General features: G+C 46.3%; 12 protein-coding genes, 1 tRNA gene, 1 pseudogene and 1 riboswitch. Of the genes and pseudogenes, 5 read left to right on the top strand and 9 right to left on the bottom strand.

Going from position 1 to position 17,167, the window contains the following annotated elements; all coding sequences use genetic code 11:
• The 3 genes and pseudogenes from ACO4R2_RS04695 to ACO4R2_RS04685 all read right to left on the bottom strand — a co-directional run.
• Nucleotides 1-522, bottom strand: a pseudogene (locus tag ACO4R2_RS04695) (hypothetical protein); the annotation flags it as partial.
• A 231-nt stretch (nucleotides 523-753) separates the two neighbouring features.
• A tRNA-Lys gene (locus tag ACO4R2_RS04690) sits at nucleotides 754-826 on the bottom strand.
• A gap of 96 nt (nucleotides 827-922) precedes the next feature.
• Nucleotides 923-2,065 carry an AI-2E family transporter gene (locus tag ACO4R2_RS04685; protein ID WP_484769374.1) on the bottom strand — a complete coding sequence of 381 codons (1,143 nt, stop codon included), beginning with the start codon at nucleotides 2,063-2,065 and terminating at the stop codon, nucleotides 923-925.
• Nucleotides 2,066-2,274: 209 nt separating this feature from the next.
• Here ACO4R2_RS04685 and rsmI point away from each other — a divergent pair, with 209 nt between their 5' ends.
• The 4 genes from rsmI (at nucleotide 2,275) to ACO4R2_RS04665 (ending at nucleotide 6,030) form a co-directional block, all read left to right on the top strand.
• Complete coding sequence (gene rsmI, locus ACO4R2_RS04680; protein WP_315090117.1) at nucleotides 2,275-2,982, top strand: 16S rRNA (cytidine(1402)-2'-O)-methyltransferase; 708 nt, start codon at nucleotides 2,275-2,277, stop codon at nucleotides 2,980-2,982.
• A gap of 70 nt (nucleotides 2,983-3,052) precedes the next feature.
• Nucleotides 3,053-3,931 carry a Cbp1 family collagen-binding glycoprotein adhesin gene (locus ACO4R2_RS04675; RefSeq protein WP_315090115.1) on the top strand — a complete coding sequence of 293 codons (879 nt, stop codon included), beginning with the start codon at nucleotides 3,053-3,055 and terminating at the stop codon, nucleotides 3,929-3,931.
• A gap of 7 nt (nucleotides 3,932-3,938) precedes the next feature.
• Complete coding sequence (locus tag ACO4R2_RS04670; RefSeq protein ID WP_484769373.1) at nucleotides 3,939-4,574, top strand: hypothetical protein; 636 nt, start codon at nucleotides 3,939-3,941, stop codon at nucleotides 4,572-4,574.
• Between the two features lie 133 nt (nucleotides 4,575-4,707).
• On the top strand, nucleotides 4,708-6,030 hold the full coding sequence (locus ACO4R2_RS04665; protein WP_484769372.1) for an MATE family efflux transporter: 1,323 nt from the start codon (nucleotides 4,708-4,710) through the stop codon (nucleotides 6,028-6,030).
• Nucleotides 6,031-6,119: 89 nt separating this feature from the next.
• Here ACO4R2_RS04665 and pnuC read toward each other — a convergent pair whose 3' ends face one another.
• From pnuC to ACO4R2_RS04640, 5 genes are all read right to left on the bottom strand, one after another.
• Complete coding sequence (gene pnuC / locus ACO4R2_RS04660) at nucleotides 6,120-6,707, bottom strand: nicotinamide riboside transporter PnuC (protein WP_484769371.1); 588 nt, start codon at nucleotides 6,705-6,707, stop codon at nucleotides 6,120-6,122.
• A gap of 57 nt (nucleotides 6,708-6,764) precedes the next feature.
• A complete protein-coding gene (locus tag ACO4R2_RS04655; RefSeq protein WP_484769370.1) occupies nucleotides 6,765-9,050 on the bottom strand; it encodes a TonB-dependent receptor in 2,286 nt (761 codons plus the stop codon).
• Between the two features lies 1 nt (nucleotide 9,051).
• A riboswitch (TPP riboswitch) is annotated at nucleotides 9,052-9,151 on the bottom strand.
• Nucleotides 9,152-9,180: 29 nt separating this feature from the next.
• Nucleotides 9,181-10,218, bottom strand: a complete 1,038-nt coding sequence (locus ACO4R2_RS04650; protein ID WP_484769369.1) for a nucleotidyl transferase AbiEii/AbiGii toxin family protein — start codon at nucleotides 10,216-10,218, stop codon at nucleotides 9,181-9,183.
• Nucleotides 10,196-10,837 (bottom strand): DUF6088 family protein, encoded by a 642-nt coding sequence (locus ACO4R2_RS04645; protein ID WP_347720082.1) that lies wholly within the window; start codon nucleotides 10,835-10,837, stop codon nucleotides 10,196-10,198. Before ACO4R2_RS04645 ends, ACO4R2_RS04650 begins: the two co-directional genes overlap by 23 nt.
• A gap of 53 nt (nucleotides 10,838-10,890) precedes the next feature.
• Nucleotides 10,891-14,313, bottom strand: coding sequence for an AAA domain-containing protein (locus ACO4R2_RS04640; protein WP_484769368.1), 3,423 nt, complete (start codon nucleotides 14,311-14,313; stop codon nucleotides 10,891-10,893).
• A gap of 234 nt (nucleotides 14,314-14,547) precedes the next feature.
• On the opposite strand from ACO4R2_RS04640, the gene ACO4R2_RS04635 reads away from it, so the two are divergent.
• Nucleotides 14,548-15,423 (top strand): hypothetical protein, encoded by an 876-nt coding sequence (locus ACO4R2_RS04635; RefSeq protein WP_484769367.1) that lies wholly within the window; start codon nucleotides 14,548-14,550, stop codon nucleotides 15,421-15,423.
• Nucleotides 15,424-15,514: 91 nt separating this feature from the next.
• On the opposite strand, the gene ACO4R2_RS04630 is transcribed toward ACO4R2_RS04635, so the two are convergent.
• Nucleotides 15,515-17,131, bottom strand: a complete 1,617-nt coding sequence (locus ACO4R2_RS04630) for a DUF6377 domain-containing protein (protein WP_484769366.1) — start codon at nucleotides 17,129-17,131, stop codon at nucleotides 15,515-15,517.
• Nucleotides 17,132-17,167 lie beyond the last annotated feature (36 nt).

The raw sequence follows: 17,167 nt of genomic DNA, 5'->3' as shown, positions 1-17,167 counted from the left end.
CCCAAGCATGGGGGAAAGGACAAGGAGAATCTTACACACTTTTTCAGACATTACCAACAACACTAAGTTTTTCGACGTAAGGTCGGCAAAGGTCTTTATCTTCCCAAAACGCTTGACCGCCTCCAGTGAACACATCTTCTGTTTACGAGTTCCCTCACTGACAATCTCCTTCTCTATATATTCTTTCATGTAGGCGATAAAGTCAGTCTTCAGGTTGCTCTTCCTGCACTCCTGAATACCATTCCCGTCCTTGATACCTTGATTGTATATATCAAAGTTGTCGATAGTCATGTTGTCCTTGAACAGAGACATGGCCGCAATACAGTCGTGACAACGCTTGATTTCATCTTTCACCGGAGGCTGGGAGAGGAAGGCTTCCACCTCATCTTTCGCACATCTTCCCAAGGCGATGTACTTACGTTCGTCGCGGCTCAAATAGATTTGGATCTCAACATAGCCAAATCCACTCTTCTCAACATTCTTTCTTCTGTCGAAGATGACAGACACTTTTTCCTTTGTCATTTTAAAGAATTTTAATATGACCTTGGGACTTTTTCGGAAAAAGGAGTGAGAACTACGAGATTTTGTAGCGCAAATGGTTCCCGATGGGTCTTTTTCCTTCCCGATACATCCCGTTGGGCATAGGATTTAACATTGATATAAAATCCTCTAAACCAACGAGTTGGAACACAAGTGCCTGTGTATCAAACGAAATAAGGGGATTCACGAAAAATCCCCTTATTATCGTTTCTGTGATCCGCTTGGGGTTCGAACCCAAGACCCCAACATTAAAAGTGTTGTGCTCTACCAGCTGAGCTAGCGGATCGACCTAAGTGCCGTTAAGCGAGTGCAAAAGTAAGGCATGTTTTTGATACAACCAAACTTTTCTGCATTTTTTTGTGTTTTGAACTGAAAAAAACTCTTATTTGCTCTCTGCGTCTGTGGAAAGCGAGTTTTCAGCTATTATTTCTTCAGTTTCATCGGAGGGCTTTTCTATATCTCCTATAATGTAGCGGTGATAGTAGGAGATGGCCAGTGTTGTGAGGGGCAAAGCGATGATAAGACCTATGATGCCGAGCATGTATCCCCACACGGTGAGCGAGAGAAGAATGATGGCGGGGGAGAGTCCCATTATCTTTCCCATGACATGGGGGGTAACGATAGTGTCTTGCAGCACTTGAACGACGATATAAACCAAAGCTACTCCACCGATAAGCAACCAGAAATTCTGCCCTGTGTCGGCACAACGTAGGAGTGCCAAAATCAAGGCAGGCACAATCCCCACCACTTGTAGGTAGGGCACAAAGCTAATCAGCCCGATGAAGCAACCCAAGGCAATGGGCATGGGGAAGCCTATAATTACGAAGCCTACCGAAAACATAACGCAATTTGATAACGCCACAAGAGCTTGACCGCGGAAGTAGCCATTCATGCCGTGTTCGATATCGCCCACGATTTGCGCTGCAATGATACGCTTACCTTTGGGTATGAAATTGATCCATCCATTGGCATATTTCTCGTAATCAAGAAGAAGAAAGAAGAAATAGAGAATGCCGATAAGTGAGGACAATATGCTAATCACTACACTTGCCGTAGACCAAAGAAAATCCCACGCCTTGGGTAGCGCATTTTTTATGGCCGATTGGATGTCTTTCTGCTTGAGGAGATTTTCTAATTGGATTTCCTCTGCGTGCTGCCGCACAAAATGCTGTATTGTGTTGGGTAACGAATCAGCATGGCGACTCTCGTTGGTGATATATTGTATTGCAATCTCTTTGAAGTTGCTCACCTCGTCCACAAAAGGCGGCACAATGATGAGGCCGATAGCTGTGACAACGCCTCCCACAAGAAGAAGTGTGAGGAAGATGCAGAGAATGCGACTCTTGAGGTGACATTTCTTTTCGAAAAAAATGACAATGGGATAGAGCATATAGGCAAAAACCCACGCCACAAAGAAAGGAATGAGTACCGCACTCAGATAACTGAGAATAAAATAGACAGCAACGATGCCTACCACAACAAGTAATCCGCGTACGAAACGATCGAAATTTATCTCTTTATACATAGTCTGAAATGAAATATGTTTGTCAACAATTCTTGTCAACAATTCCTAAATATCTCTGTTGTTGGTGCCAAAATTAGAGAATTTATCTCAAAAAGCGCAAAGACCATTTATTTTGTTTGTCAAATTAAGTCATTTTCTATACATTTGCGTGGTAAAATGTTCTGAGGGTTCTAATAAACAGAATACTACAGAAGTTAAGCACAATAAGAATGTTGTATCTCATCCCGACTCCGGTTGGAAATTTAGAAGACATCACGCTGCGCGCCCTGCGGCTCCTCAAGGAGGTGGACCTCGTGTTGGCAGAAGACACTCGCACCAGCGGAATGTTGCTCAAACATTTTGACATACACACCCGACTCTGTGCCCATCACAAGTTCAACGAACACCAAACCGCTGAGGCCTTTGCGGCGCGCATCGCTGCAGGTGAAAATATGGCATTGGTGACGGATGCAGGTACACCAGGTATTTCCGATCCTGGGTTCATGCTTGTCAGAGCCTGTGTGGAGAAAGGGGCGACCGTGCAATGCTTGCCTGGTCCAACGGCCTTTGTTCCAGCTCTCGTAGCTTCCGGACTTCCGTGTGAGCGATTCACCTTTGAGGGATTTTTGCCGCAGAAGAAAGGGCGACAAACGCGCTTGAAGGAATTGGCAGAAGAGCCGCGCACCATGATTTTCTATGAATCGCCCTACCGCGTGGTAAAGACATTGGGGCAGTTTGTTGAAACCTTCGGTGCCGAACGTCGTTGTTCCGCTTGCAGAGAGATTTCAAAAATCCACGAAGAAAGCGTGCGAGGCACTCTGGCGGAGGTCCTGACACATTTCGAGGAAACAGAACCGCGCGGAGAGTTTGTCATCATCGTTGAAGGCTACAACGCTCCAAAGCGTTCAAAGAGAAAAGAGAAGGAAGATGAAGCGTAACAAAAACGCTCGGGCTTCGTCTCATAATTATTAACGCGGGAGTTTTGCTCCCATAAAGAAAACGGAAAATATGAAAAAGATTGCTATATGCCTTTTGGCTGCTCTCACCGTTATGTTGTGGAGCTGTGACACGAAGAAGCAGAAAGAAGACGCTCAAGTGGACACTTCGGCTCAACGTATCGATTCGCTTGAGAATGCTTTAGCACAAGCTCAGAATGAAACCAATGATTTGATGGGTACTGTTGAGCAAATTCGCGATGGATTCACGGCTATCAATGAAGCCGAGGAGATCATTACCACGCAGAGTGCTAAGGGCGAGAGTTCCGACCGTCAAGCCATTCTCAGCAATATGGCTCTGATTCAGAAGAAAATGAATCTCAACCGCGAGCTCATCAAGAACTTGCAAGAACAATTGCGCACCAGCAAATCCAGCAATACAAAGATGAAGAGCACCTTGGAGCAAATGGTGGCCGACTTCCAGAAACAACTCCAAGAGAAGCAGACACAGCTCGATGAACTTCGTGCAGAACTCAACGCTAAGAACATCAAGATTCAAGAGCAGGATAAGCAAATCAGCACACTGAACCAAAACGTCAGCAGCCTCTCGCAAGACAATGAGGCACAGGCTAATCAGATTGCTGAACAAGACAAGGTGGCGCACACTGTCTACTACGTATTTGGTACGAAAAAGGAGCTCAAAGCTCAGAAGATTTTGCAGGACGGCGATGTGCTGAAATCTAATGATTTCAACCGTGACTACTTTGCCAAAGTTGACTACCGCGTGAAGAAAGTGATTCCGCTCTACTCCAAGAGTGCTAAAATCCTGACCAATCACCCCGCCGGAACTTATCGCCTGGATCGCGATGCTAATAAGCAGTATACGCTGCGTATCACCGACCCCGACCGCTTCTGGAGCGTAACTAAATACTTGGTTATCATTGTAAAGTAACATCAGTATGAAGAAGTTTCTTGTTGTTACCTTAGCATCTGTCTTGATGCTGAGCAGCTGTGCTTCGAGCCAGTTTGGGGGTGCAATGAACGGCGCCAGTCTGGGCGGTATGCTGGGTTCTGCTATCGGTGGTATCCTGGGAGGGCCTCGCGGTGCGGATATAGGCACGGTGGTAGGTATCATTGGTGGTGGTGCTGCTGGGGCAGCAGCCACTGCACCTAAAGATTCTCGCCGTAGCGACGATGGCTCTTATTCCAAGCGCGATGACAACCATTATGATGCAGACGTATATCCTTCCGAAAATCGCTCCAAGATGAATAATGGCGTGGAGGTGAGAAATATTCAGTTCTATGATGCCAATAACAACCAAACTTTGAATGCTGGCGAAACGGGCACTTTGGTGATGGAAATCTATAACCAGACGGATAAGATGCTCTACAACATCACGCCACAAATCATTTGCAACAATAAGCGAGTGCGCATCTCGGCTCCTGCCACTATTATGAACATAGAACCAGGGGGTGGTGTACGGTATCGCGCTATTATCACTGCTCCGCGCAAGTTGAAATCTCAAGAAGCCATCTTTAGCATCGGTTTCAACGGAAGCACTGTGCGCAACTTCAGTGTTGCAACCTCTCGATAACTATCGAATCTTATTTATATAGAAAGCCCAAGGCGAGAGTCTTGGGCTTCTTGCGGCAATAACGGAGATAATGTCTCTGCTGCTTGAAACGATTGTAAAAACTTATCTGAAGGACTAATTTAATTTTATTCTTTTGAAATCTCATTACATTCAAACACTCAAACTCGGCATTCCTATAGCCGTTGGCCAAATTGGCGTTATCATTCTTAGTTTTGCAGACACTATGATGGTGGGACACTACAACACTCCGTCATTGGCTGCAGCTTCATTCGTCAATAGCTTTTTCAATCTCATCACTTTCCTCATCATGGGCTATTCTTACGGCCTCACACCGCTCATCAGTTCGCTCTACGGACAGCAGAAACTGCACGAAGCCGGTGCTACGCTGAAAAACGCCCTTGTGGCAAACTGTATCTATGGCGGTTTGTTGGTGGGCATCATGGGAGTTCTTTATTTCTTCCTCGATCGCATGGGGCAACCAACTGAGTTGCTACCGCTCATTCACCCTTACTACCTTATCATTCTCTTTTCGATGCTCTTCGTGATTATTTTCAACACGTTGCGCCAATTCACTGACGGTACGACGGACACGAAAGCAGGAATGTGGATTCTGGTGAGTGGTAACCTCCTAAACATTCTCGGCAACTGGTTGCTCATCTTTGGCGTGGGCCCATTCCCAGAATGGGGACTTCTTGGTGCGGGTGCATCAACGCTGATTTCTCGTATATACATGGCCGTGGCTCTGGCGGGGGTGATTATCTATGCCAAGCGCTATGCCATTTATCGAAAAGGCTACCGCGCGCAGCGCATACTCTTCAAGGAACTCAAGAGTATCAACGCCATTTCGCTGCCTGTATCGTTGCAGATGGGAATGGAGACTTTTGCATTCACAGGTAGTGCTTTCATGGCCGGTTGGCTCGGCGAAATCCCTCTTGCAGCTTATCAGGTTATCATCACCATCAGCACACTCGGCTTCCTTTTCTACTACAGTTTTGCAGCAGGCATGTCCATCCGCATTGCCACGTTCCATGGCACTGGCGACTGGCTCCAGTTGCGCATGGCGACTCGAGCAGGGCGCAACATCTTGTTGGGACTTGTTGTGGTAGCAAACTTTGTGTTTTTCTTCTTCACCGAGCCGCTCGTCCATTTCTTTACGCCCGATGCCAAGGTGACCGTGGCGGCTATGAGCCTACTCGTCCCGCTCATGGTTTATCAGTTGGGCGACGCCATGCAGATTTGCTACGCCAACGCCCTTCGTGGCACAGGAAACGTTATGGCCATGATGGGGGTGGCAGGTGTGAGCTATCTGCTCATTGGCCTTCCAGCAGGCTATGTTATGGGCTTCTGGTTTGATTGGGGCATACAAGGCGTATTCCTTGGCCTCCCCGTCGGTCTCTTCATCGCCTCTATCTTCTTCGTCTATCTGTTTGCAAAGATTCTGAGGAAGCAAGCGTAAAACCTTTGTTAGAAGATCCTACTACAAGCAAGGAGTAAAGAGGTAAGCACATCGCTTTCTGCGCTTTTGGCGGAGTCTCATGAGAGGCTTCAAAGTTTCAGCATCCTTTGCCACTTTTGATAGCCTAATATAGCTACGATGGTGTAGAAGCCATAGAGTATGCCGTGGAAGGGAACTCCTTTGTAGATATACAGACCGCAGAGGATAGCATCTACCACGAACCACACGAGCCACTGTTCTATGTATTTGCGTGCCAGCATCCACATGGCAACAATGGAGAGCGCGTTGGCCATACTGTCGAGAACGGGGACGGTAGAGTTGGTCTTTGTGAGAACGAAATAAAGCAGTGCCCAAATCCCCGCAAAGGCGATTGTGAGGAGCGGTATTTGCCATGTGGGAGTCTTGACGATGGGGCGGTATGCCTTTTTCTGATTCATGGCTGGTTGCTGCTTTGTTTGTCCAAAGTTCCAAACGATCCATCCGTAGATGGCTATCAGCAAATAATAGATCGCCATTCCGAAATCCGCATACAAGCCTTTTTCGTAGTACAGAAAAATGTCGATGGCGGGCATAATCATGCTCACAATCCATAACGACCGCTTGGCGTTGTATTCGAGCCACAAATAGATCAGTCCGATACACGTGCCGACAATGTCGAGAAGTAAGAATATATCCATATATGTAAGTTTACGGCTCTCTCCTGCGCAAGGAGAGAGCCGTAAAAGTTTTATTGCTTAAAATCTGATACTCAAATGCACGAGGAAGTTGGCTGGAGCTTGCGCGCTATACGCGCTATAGCTGTTCCATTTTGCATCCTGATAGGCCATAGCTCCGCCTTGGCCGTCGCTCTTCACTTGCGTGCTGGCCGAACCGTTACTCTCATATTTCTCATTGAAGATGTTGTACACCGTTAGGCCGATGGCGAGCGATTTGGCAAAGCGAATCTTTGAGAAAGTATAAGTTAAATCAAAGTTCGAAACGAAGTATTTGTCAATGGTTAGGTCGCCATCTTTGTTGCCCGCATCAAAGGTTCTGAAGCCAGTATTTGTCATGTACTGCTCTCCCACAAACTGGCTCTGCAAACTAGCGCGGAATCCTGCCCAGTTGGCCGAGAACGTGTTGTTGAAGATGAGATTAGGTGAGAAACTAATGGGCGTGTTCCCCAAATTGAATGTTTCGCCCGTGTCGTCAAGCACCACCTTGTAGTCCTTGATGCGGTTGTGGCTCCACGTTAAGTTGGCATCCCAGCGCAGGAAGCTCGTCGGTGTCCAAGCAGCTTGCAGTTCCAATCCGCGGCGGTAGCTGTTGCCCACATTACGCGCCACTTTCTCGCCGTTTTGGTCTTGTTCGCCCGTTAGCACGAATTGATCCTTGTAGAGCATATAGTAGAGATTGGCAGCTGCACTGAAGTTACGGCTCTGGAAGCGGTAGCCCAGTTCGAAATCGTTGAGTCGTTCGCTCTTCGGTGTGTATTTGCTCCAAATGGCCTGTTCGTAGTCGTTGCGTGTAGGTTCTTTGTGCGCCATAGCATAGGAAGCGTAGACAGCATGGTGAGGATTGACCTGCCAGAGCATACCAGCTTTTGGATTGAAGAAGCTGAAGTTTGCACGCACATTGTAGGGCACAAAAGCTGAACCATTGTGCTGATCGCTGGGTCCATACATTTTGTAGTCAACATAACGATACTGCAAATCGGCATACGCGGAGAGGCCACGCCAGAAGTTGTAGTTCACACGCCCATAAATGTTCATATCCTGCTTGTGGGCGTAATTTTTATAGTAAGGCTGTTCCGGATTGAGCGCACCGAGATAGTTGCGCACCCAGAGCACATGTCCATAGTGCAAGCCATCGTATTTGTTCCAGCCTCCACCTAACGTGGCTTCCAATCCGTTCTTGTTCTCGTAGTTGAGGGAGAAAACCGTTCCGTAGAAGTCGGCCGAGGAGTATTTGCGGCGAATGAGGTCTTGCTTCTTCATGAGCGTAGGTGTTACCACCCCGTTCTTGTCCACCAAGTCCTGCATAAAAGGTTGCAACCCATATTCCACCAGTTTGCGGTTCGTTTTGTATTGTTCATAGTAGCCACTACCGTGCGTATAGTGTAGGGCAAGGTTGAGATTGAGCATTTCCGTCAGATCCTGGTTCCAGATGAGCTGGTAGTGCTGTTGGTGATAGTTGTCCACCTGATTTTTGTAGAAAGCCGTCTTGCCATCCGCATCTTTGTATTTCCCGCAGGGGTTGTATCTCCTCCCCAAACTTTCCATCTGGCTCTTTGTGGCGTAGTCCCAGGCGTGGCCCGTGCGCTCCGTGCCATTGAAGGTAATGAATTTCACCACGGTTCTATCCGCAAAATAGCCTCCTTGGAAGAAGTAAGAATTAAGGCGAGAGGACGCGCGGCGAATGTAACCGTCAGAACCGATATTGGAAAGTCGACCGTTAAAAGCCCAATGCTCACGCAGCATTCCTGTGCCGAAGAGCACGCTCTCTTTGTGCGTACCGAAAGAACCGGCAGAGCCGTCCACTTGTAAGAAAGGATTATCATTAACGGCTTCTGTTTGCATATTTACCGAAGCACCGAAAGCTCCCGAACCGTTAGTGGATGTACCCACGCCGCGTTGCACCTGGATAGAGCCGAGCGTTGAGGCGAAATCGCCCATATTCACCCAATAGAGATTATTAGATTCAGCATCGTTCAAAGGAATGCCGTTGGCTGTCACATTGATGCGCGTGGGGTCAGTACCACGAATGCGCAGGTAAGTATAGCCAATGCCCGTTCCGGCATCGCTGCTCATTGTTACGCTGGGAGTTAAGCTCAGTAAGAACGGAATGTCCTGTCCGAAATTGATACCACTGAGCGCTTTCTTGGAGAGGTTGGTGAACGCCATAGGTGTTCTGCTCGATGCGCGAGTGCCCACGACTTGTGCAGCTTCGAGATAATAGCGCGTAGAGTCAGAAGCGGTTTGCGCTTCGAGAGAGGGGACGGCCATCAGCATGACACCGCCCAATAAGTAAGTCTTAATCATAGAGGTTTTTTTGATTTTTGACTACGCCGGAATTGTCCGGTTCAGTTCGTAAGGGTATATTCTCAGCCGACCAAACGGTCTGGGCACCCCTAAAATGCATTTTGCAGCAGCAAAGTTAATAAGTTTTTCACTAATGAATGATAACCTGTCTGAATTTCTGGAGTAATTCATCCATCCTTTTCATTAGGTCTTCGAAAGACTTTGCTTCTCCGTAAATATAGCCGTCCACCATATTTGTTTCATAATCCAATCGATAGGCTTTCAGTACTTCGTTTTTGGGAATAAAATCAATACTTGTGGGATAATCTTTGTCATAGTCGACATATCCCAAATGATAGAAACGGCGACGATGTTCTACTATGGCCTTGTAAAGCTCTCCATCGTTCAATGACTTCTGAGTAAATTCTGTATCCATCAACCTATCTAAATCATAGAGATGTCGGGACATACGTAAGGATCTTGGTTTTTCCTTTTGAAGTTCCTCACTGAGAAGTAGTGCTTTTTCCAAGAATGTTCTTGATGGTGCTACGGTTTTGATTGATGAGATTATTTCGTCATCCTCTTCTGGAAATTTATCGAAGATGAGAGATTTTATTTTACATTGTTCATGAGGCTCAGACAAAGAGAGACAACTAAGTTCTATTTTAACTCTTGCATCAATGAGTCTCATACTGGATGGTAGAATGCTTTTGTAATTAACAAAGATTACTGTAGGGTCACTATCATGATCAATGGGTTTTGGAGGATTTCCTATGGTTGTTTCATTTTCTATAGAAAATCCCTTAATTCCCATTTTGTGAAGCGCAGTATCAAGCTCTGCAGATAGTGTTCCATGAATATAATCCCGTGAAGCTTTTCTTAATTTCTTTACTTGATTGTTGTTCTTGCACGTTGCAAATGGTAGATTAAGAACATCCTCAAAGAAAGTTCTATCAATAGAAATGTCAATGTCTTCACTGAACCGGTTAATAAGATTCCACCCTTTACTCAAAGAGGTTCCACCTTTGAAAAGAAGCCATCTCCCACACGAAGTATTGAACAAGGCTTTGAGAATGACCGTCACCCACCAGTCTTTCTCCACTGCATTATCCTCAATATTCTGTTCCTGGGCGACAGATTGTATCATTGCTATTTGCTCATCAATGCTATGGTTTTGCCAGTGGCTCATGAGTGTTCTTGCTTAGGGTTTTTATTATATTCTTTTTTATCCATGTAGGCATGACTTTTAGATCATCAGGCATGGTGGCTTTCTCAGGGTATTTATTCAATATCACATTGATTGCTCTTTCCCACTCTTCATTATAGTTTCGTTCGCCAATGGCTTTCATCGCTTGTACTAAGAGACGTGTCATCTTTCCTTTTAGTGCAAAGTTTTTGGGAACTCCTCTTTTGAAAGTTATAGTTCTATTGCCACATTTGATTTTTCTTGCAGATCCACTGGTGAGAAAAACAGGAGTCATTGTAACTTGCTCCGACAATCCCAACATATTTAGAGCTGTGCTGCCAGTAGGGAGAATTTCTGCATTATCTCTTTCTGCAATTGCTATAGCAATATCCTCAGTGGTAGGATAAATAATGCCAAATTTAGTTTCTTTCGCTTTTAGATATATGCCACGAGATAATCTGTGTAGTATTCCCTGGCGGACAAAATCCGACAAGACTTTGCCCACATATTCATCGTTATATTCAGGGAAGCTATTATTAAAGAAAAGCGTGCCAGGTTTGGCCTTTTCAATATCGTTTCCAAGAATATGGACTATCTTCTTTTCTTCGCCTTCTATTAACATATATTAGGTCGGTTGTTTTTGCAAAAATACCGAGTGTTTCCTAAAGAAGCAAATTATATGGAGTATATATTTTTATAATCGCTTAGATCTGCCGATGGTTTGAAATATGCACCGCGCGCTTGTGTGTATTCCAGCAGTTCTTTGAAAGTGGGAACGGCGGAGAGCAAGTCGGGGTTGCCGAAGAGCAGGAGGTGTTCTCGAGCACGCGTCATGGCTACGTTCAGTTTTCGATCAATCAGTGCGCCATCCTCCTCAAACACGGTGTCGGTGAGGAAGTTCAGCTGGTAGTATTGCTGGATGGTGAAACCGTAGAGGATATAGTCGCGCTGACTTCCTTGGTAGCGTTCCACGGTGTCGATAGTGATGTCGTGCAATGCAGGGATGCCGTAACGGTCGAGGGTATTCCGGATGGTGACAATCTGGTTGCGGTAGGGCACTATGATGCCTACGGTGTGTGCCACATCGAAGTTGCTACCCGTCAGCTCATAGATTTTAACCACCGCTTCCGCAATCAAATCGGCTTCTGTTTGATTTACTTTGTCGGAAGGCGACTTTGGCGGTTGAGGTGCAGCAATAAATGCCAGACGCTGCGTGGTAAGAATGTTTTTGAAGAAATCGGCGTGTGGCGCAGCTTCAGGTAGCGGTTGTTGCTGATGCTCTAAAGGCACCTCAGTTAATTGTCCAGCGTAGAAAGCACGGTTGGGGAAATCGGCAATATCGTGATGCATTCGGCCTTGACGTTTCAGCATAAAGACCACCTCGGGACGTTTACGATAGCACTTGAGGAGTCGTTCGAAGAGCGAGAGGCGGCAGTCGGTCAGTAGGATGTCGTTGAGAGCAGCTTCTTGCACGCGCGATTCATCCGAATGCTGTTGCACCACAGCCGGCAACTGCTTATGATCGCCTATGAATACAAATTTCCGTATGGCGGGGGCGTTGTCTTTCACAGCCGAGAGAAGCCCCATCAGATGAGGCTCGAGAATCTGTGAAGCCTCGTCGACAATGGCCAAATCAAAGCTCTTTAGGCGGAAGAGGGAAATACTCGTGTTGAGCGCGGTGGTAGTGCCTACAAAGATACGCCCACTCATGATGCGCTCCTTCACCTGCGCCAGTCGGGAGCATTCGCTCACGGCGGAAGAAAGGAGATAAGGGCAATAAATCTCCGGGCAGGACAGTTCGTTACCGATACGGATGAAGTCGAGCTTTTCCTCCACGAGTTTGCTGCAAATCTCATCCACCGCGCGGTTCGTGTACGACAAGAGCAATATGGAAGCATCAGGCGTGAGCAATGCTTCGTGGAGCGTCGTCATGAGTCCGAAAGAAGTCTTGCCCGTTCCTGGCGGGCCAATAATGAGGAAAAAATCCTGTGCCTGCTTCACGCGCAAAGCCAATTCATTGAATTTTCCATAGTCGCCGCAGAGTTGCAGCGAGGAGTCGACGGCGGGATCGCGCTGCAAGAGGAGTAAATCGCGCCGCTCTTGTGGCGCAGAAAGGAAGGCGTGCATCCCGCGATAGAGAGAACTATAGGACGATTCTATGAAGTCGTGCTCAATGGCCCAATGCTTGTCGGCATCGCGGAGAAAGACGTTAGCATCCGTTTGTGGGGCGCGCAAAACGAGCGTAATGCGGTTGGCTGTCACTTGCTCAATGGAACAGCGGAATACCATAGTGCGGCGCAGGTCGGGTTCCTGTCCCGGCGTGTAAGGATAGAGCACTACGACATCGTTTAAGCGGAAGTTCGACATATCATTATCGGCCTGTTCGCTAAAACCCAGTACAAGGCGTGTGACGGGACGCGGAGAATCGTTGACGGAAGGGGAGAGCAGTTGGAGACGATCGTAGATGTTGCCCGCTTGGCGCTTCTCGTTGAGCGAGGCGTGCCAGGCTGAGGCAAATCCGGAGTTCTCTTTTGTGCGGTTGCCAAACTTCGAGAGCACGTGCTCGTTTGCGATGAAGGTGAGGAAACGGAAATAGTACATCCGCTCCAGCGGCGAGGCGTTGTGGATAGGGCGAAGCAAGGCTTCAATCTGTGGACGCTGGTAGCGTTCCCAGAGCGTGCCGTGTGTCTTGCGTTCGTTGAGTCGTTCGGGCGTTAGCGTGTCGAGCAACTCAAATCCGCCTTCAGCAAAGTGCAGTTCGTTGCACGCTATGCCGTTTCTGATTTTCAGAGCCTCAAAGAGAAGCTGAGGCGCAAAGCTCATTCCCAACAAACTGTTAGGGTAGCGAGAGTAGAGGAGGAATGCACTGAGATGGTGGTTGTTGCGGTCGTATTGCTCACGGTAGTTGTAACGCAGTAGAGCCATGTAGAGCAACATTTGCACATAGTGTTTCTCCTGGTGAACAGGTGTGTTGGGGTCGGGTTGCGGCCAACCGCCTTTGCCCGACTTCTGTTCGATGAGCACCTTTTGATCGAGTTGCAGGAAGTCCATACGTCCTTGTAAACCGAGCATTTCGGAGAAGAAAGACGGCTCAAGCATCACGTTGCGCTGCTGATACTCCTTCAGCTGTTGCGGCATATCGTTTTTGATAGCCTTATGGATGTTGCGCTTCTGCTTGATAGCGTTCTCATGGAATTCAGGCGATACATTGGCAGCAAGGAGGTTGAGAGCGTTGCCTTTGAAGAATTGCTGCACGCTTTCGGCGTATGGTTGTCCTTCTCCCTCACTGTGGACTTCTTCATCGAGCAACTGCCCCGCCAAGTTACCGAGCAAGATAGCTTCTGTAGGTTCCGTTGCGCGAATCTTATTGAGCAGATAGATGAGTGGCGAGTGGGCATAATTTTCAAAGCAGGCCGCGATGGCAGAAATATCCACCAGATAATCAGGTTCTACAATGATGAGTTCGGGATACAAGATACCATCGTACAGGCGAGGGCGAATGATGTTGATTTGCGAGCCGCCGTGGAGTTGCTGCCGCAGATAAGTCCAATCGAAGTTGTAAACGGTGTTGCCGTGGGAATAGCAGATAACGACCTCCAAGGGCTCTGCTTCTATCTGCCCGTAGATGTTGTCGTTGTCCACCTTGCTGACCAGTACGCGCAGGTATTCAGCTTCGGGCACTTTCAGCGTGCGTTGTGGGCGGTTGGTAGGAAAGAGTCTTTCCACTTCGGGTGGTACAGGTGTCCCTTCCACCTGCTCAATAAATAAGCAAATGGCTTTGAAATCGTAAGGTGCGTTTTCGCGAAGTATTTCCACGCTGAACTCCCCGCTGCCTGCTTTCCGGAAACGTATGCGTGCTTCGTTGACAGCTTTGCACAGCGATGGTTGCACCTCGTGTTCGTGCAGAAGAAAATCGGTTTGTGCGAACGCTCCTACCAATTTCACCGTGCTCCGCGCCGTGTGTTGGTGCAGAAAATGGCCAAAAATCTTGCCAAATTCGAGATACATTTGTTGAGCATCTTCCAATTCATAAGCTGCCACCATTTGCTGCCAAAAATCTGCTGCCGATTCTGGCTCAAATACATTCCTTACAACCATTCACCTAAATCTTTTGTTTTCTGCAAAGATAATGTCTTTCCCCCTCACAGTACGTAAATCTGCCAATAACCAAAGCTTTTAATTTCTAAATATCAGATAGGGATAAATTCGTTTGTGCAATTTTCTTATGCCATGGAAGCAGCTTTTTGTGGGAAGAATAGGTGTGTTGGAAGACTTAATGTTATCTTTGCCTCAAGAGAGAAAAAAATAAAAGCGTTAGAAATATTAAGGATTATGAAGAAGATGTTTTGTGTATTGGCTTGGTTGGCTTTCAGTAGCAATTTGGCTTTCTCTGCTAATCTTAGTGGGGGCGTGCGTTCGGGGGTAGAACTGAGTTGTTGTGATGATGTTCCCGAAGATAGTATTGCAGAGGAAACAATGACGATTGATAAACAATTTCTTGAGAAGTTAGGGCCTGTCTATAAAGATACGGTAGAGTGTCCGGAAAGCTCGACGGCTGGTATGGCTAATTGGCTTTATGATAGGGCGAAAGAACAAGATCGCAAGTCGACCTACTTATCTCGGAAATTGCTTGCTCCCCAAAAAGGATTGAAAGTTTTGGCAGATAGTTCTGGTAAGAACTCCGTACAACTTCAGCAGGCATTGTTGAGAGAAGATCAAATCTGGAAAACACTTCTGGCTTCGCTACGCACGTTTGATAAAATCGCGATGGATATTAATATTATAGAAAATGGTTACGGAACGATTTCTATAGTCCTTAGTGCAGACCTATTTCAGAACCTTAGTTACATTCGTATGGCTTGTTTGACGGAAGACCTTCTTACGTTTACGACCTCAGACAAAGAGGTTGTGAAAGCGGATGAAGGAATGTCTGTAGACTCTCTTTATTATTATATGTCACTAAGTCGTCCGTATGTTACGGCGAAAATGCTAAAGGATTCTGATCTCTCCTCTTATAGCGTGTCTGACCTGAAAAGGCTCAATAATTCCCATACAATATCCACGATGAAGAGACGTGTGGAAACGTGGATGAGTGCGCGCCGTAATGTTTCTGATTTACTCAATCCTTCAGCCAAGAGTCAGTACGACCTTCATACTAACAAAGTTCTGCATTCTTTGATTTACCATTATTGGGGCTTTGGGTATTAGGCTCTTTGCTCCTTGTGTAAGTTTAATTTCTTCAATTGATTCGGGAGAAAAAAGCTTTCTTGTTTAGTTGCTACCTCTCGTTCTTTAAGCATTAAAGTTCCTCTATTCGTTTCTCAAATTCGTTCTTCTCGCACAGAGCTTTGTTACGGTATTTGCTGCGATAGTTATAGATCGTGGCGAGCGAATAGTTGAGAAAATGAGCAATGCGCGTGCTTTCTGTCACCCCCAAACGGATGAGAGCAAAGATACGTAGTTCGGTATTTAATTGTTCATTTTTCTTTGGGACGATGCGTGCTTCAGGTTCGAGGAGGTTGTTGAAATTCTCGATGAAATGGGGAAAAAGAGTGAGAAAAGCATTGTCGAAATCAGCATAGAAGTTTTTCTGTTCTTCAGCAACAATGGTCTCTGATTTCAAGAGTTTGAGCAAATCTTCCTTTTGTCCGTTCTTGGCAACTCTGAGTAAGTCGCGACGATATAAATCAAGTTTGTCGATATAATCATGACAACGACTCAGATAGCGTGCTATATACTCCTCTTTCACTTTATCAGTTAAGAGTAAGTGTTTGTTTGTTTCCTGCACGGCTTCATTGGCCTTTTTGAGTTGTTGGTTTGTTTCGGCCAATTGACGGCGAGTTTCCGCATTTTTTCGCATTTGTTTCCGTAAGGAATAGATAACATAGGCCAGCAAGAGAGTCAGCAAGGACAGACCAATGAAAAGGGCATATTCCGTCAGTCGTCGGCGATGATTCATTTCTTTGTAAGCTTTTTCGATAATGGGGAATATATTTGTTGCTTCAATGGCGCGCAAGCGTGCTTTGCAGTAGTTGGCGTCTTCAATGGAGCAAAGTAGATAGTTGTAAGCCCGTTCGATATTCCCGTTTTTGAAGAGCAATTCCGCCAGTTTGGGTAAGGCGATATATTCTGTTACGCCAGACTCTAAATCAATAATGGCCGTTTTTGCCAAATAGTAAGCCTCTTTATCTTTGTTGCCAATCAAGCGATAGTATTCGGCTAAGTTATAGTAAGAATAAGCTTTATCTTTGCTTTTCCCATTCAGATTTGGAGTGCAATATTCTAAAGCTAATCGAGCGTTGCCTTCATCAATAGCCTTGTCGGCCATGACGATATTGCGACCAAGCCCCTTGGGTTCGAGCTCCAGAATAGAGTCGCGATAGCTAACTTTTATCAAGCGAAGTTTTTGTGCAATAAAAGTGTTGGACGTATAGTCCTCCATCCACCCGTAGATTGTTCGTAGCAAATGATAATAGGCCAACAGGTCGTTACGGTTGAAAGCTTGACGATTACAGTGAGAAAGAGTTTCCAGAGCTTCGTGATACATGCCTGTTGTAGCAAAGATGTTGGCGCGTTGCATGCAAACGTAATTTTGCAGCTTAGTATCGGTTTTTGCCTCGATGGAATGGGCAATTTGATCAACGTACTTGTTGGCAGAGTCGGTTTGTGTATGCAGGTAGAAATCTTCCACCAATCGTTTGCATATATTGATACGTTTGTAGCCACTGGCATGTTGGAGTTGTCGTTTCCATGCTGTAGCCTTTTTTTCGAGCGACTGCTGGTAGAGTTCTTTCTGTGCTATGACCTTATCTAATTGTTTGAAAATTTCTTTGGTTTCATTACTATAATCGGTATTGCTCCATCCCGGAGCAATACAAAGTATTATGAGGCAGAAAGAGAGGAATAGAGATTTCATTTTTTAAGAGTATCTTTAAGGGTTTCAAAAGTATGA

The sequence above is a fragment of the Alloprevotella sp. genome (assembly GCF_057240785.1).
This window is presented reverse-complemented; position numbering and strand designations above follow the sequence as displayed.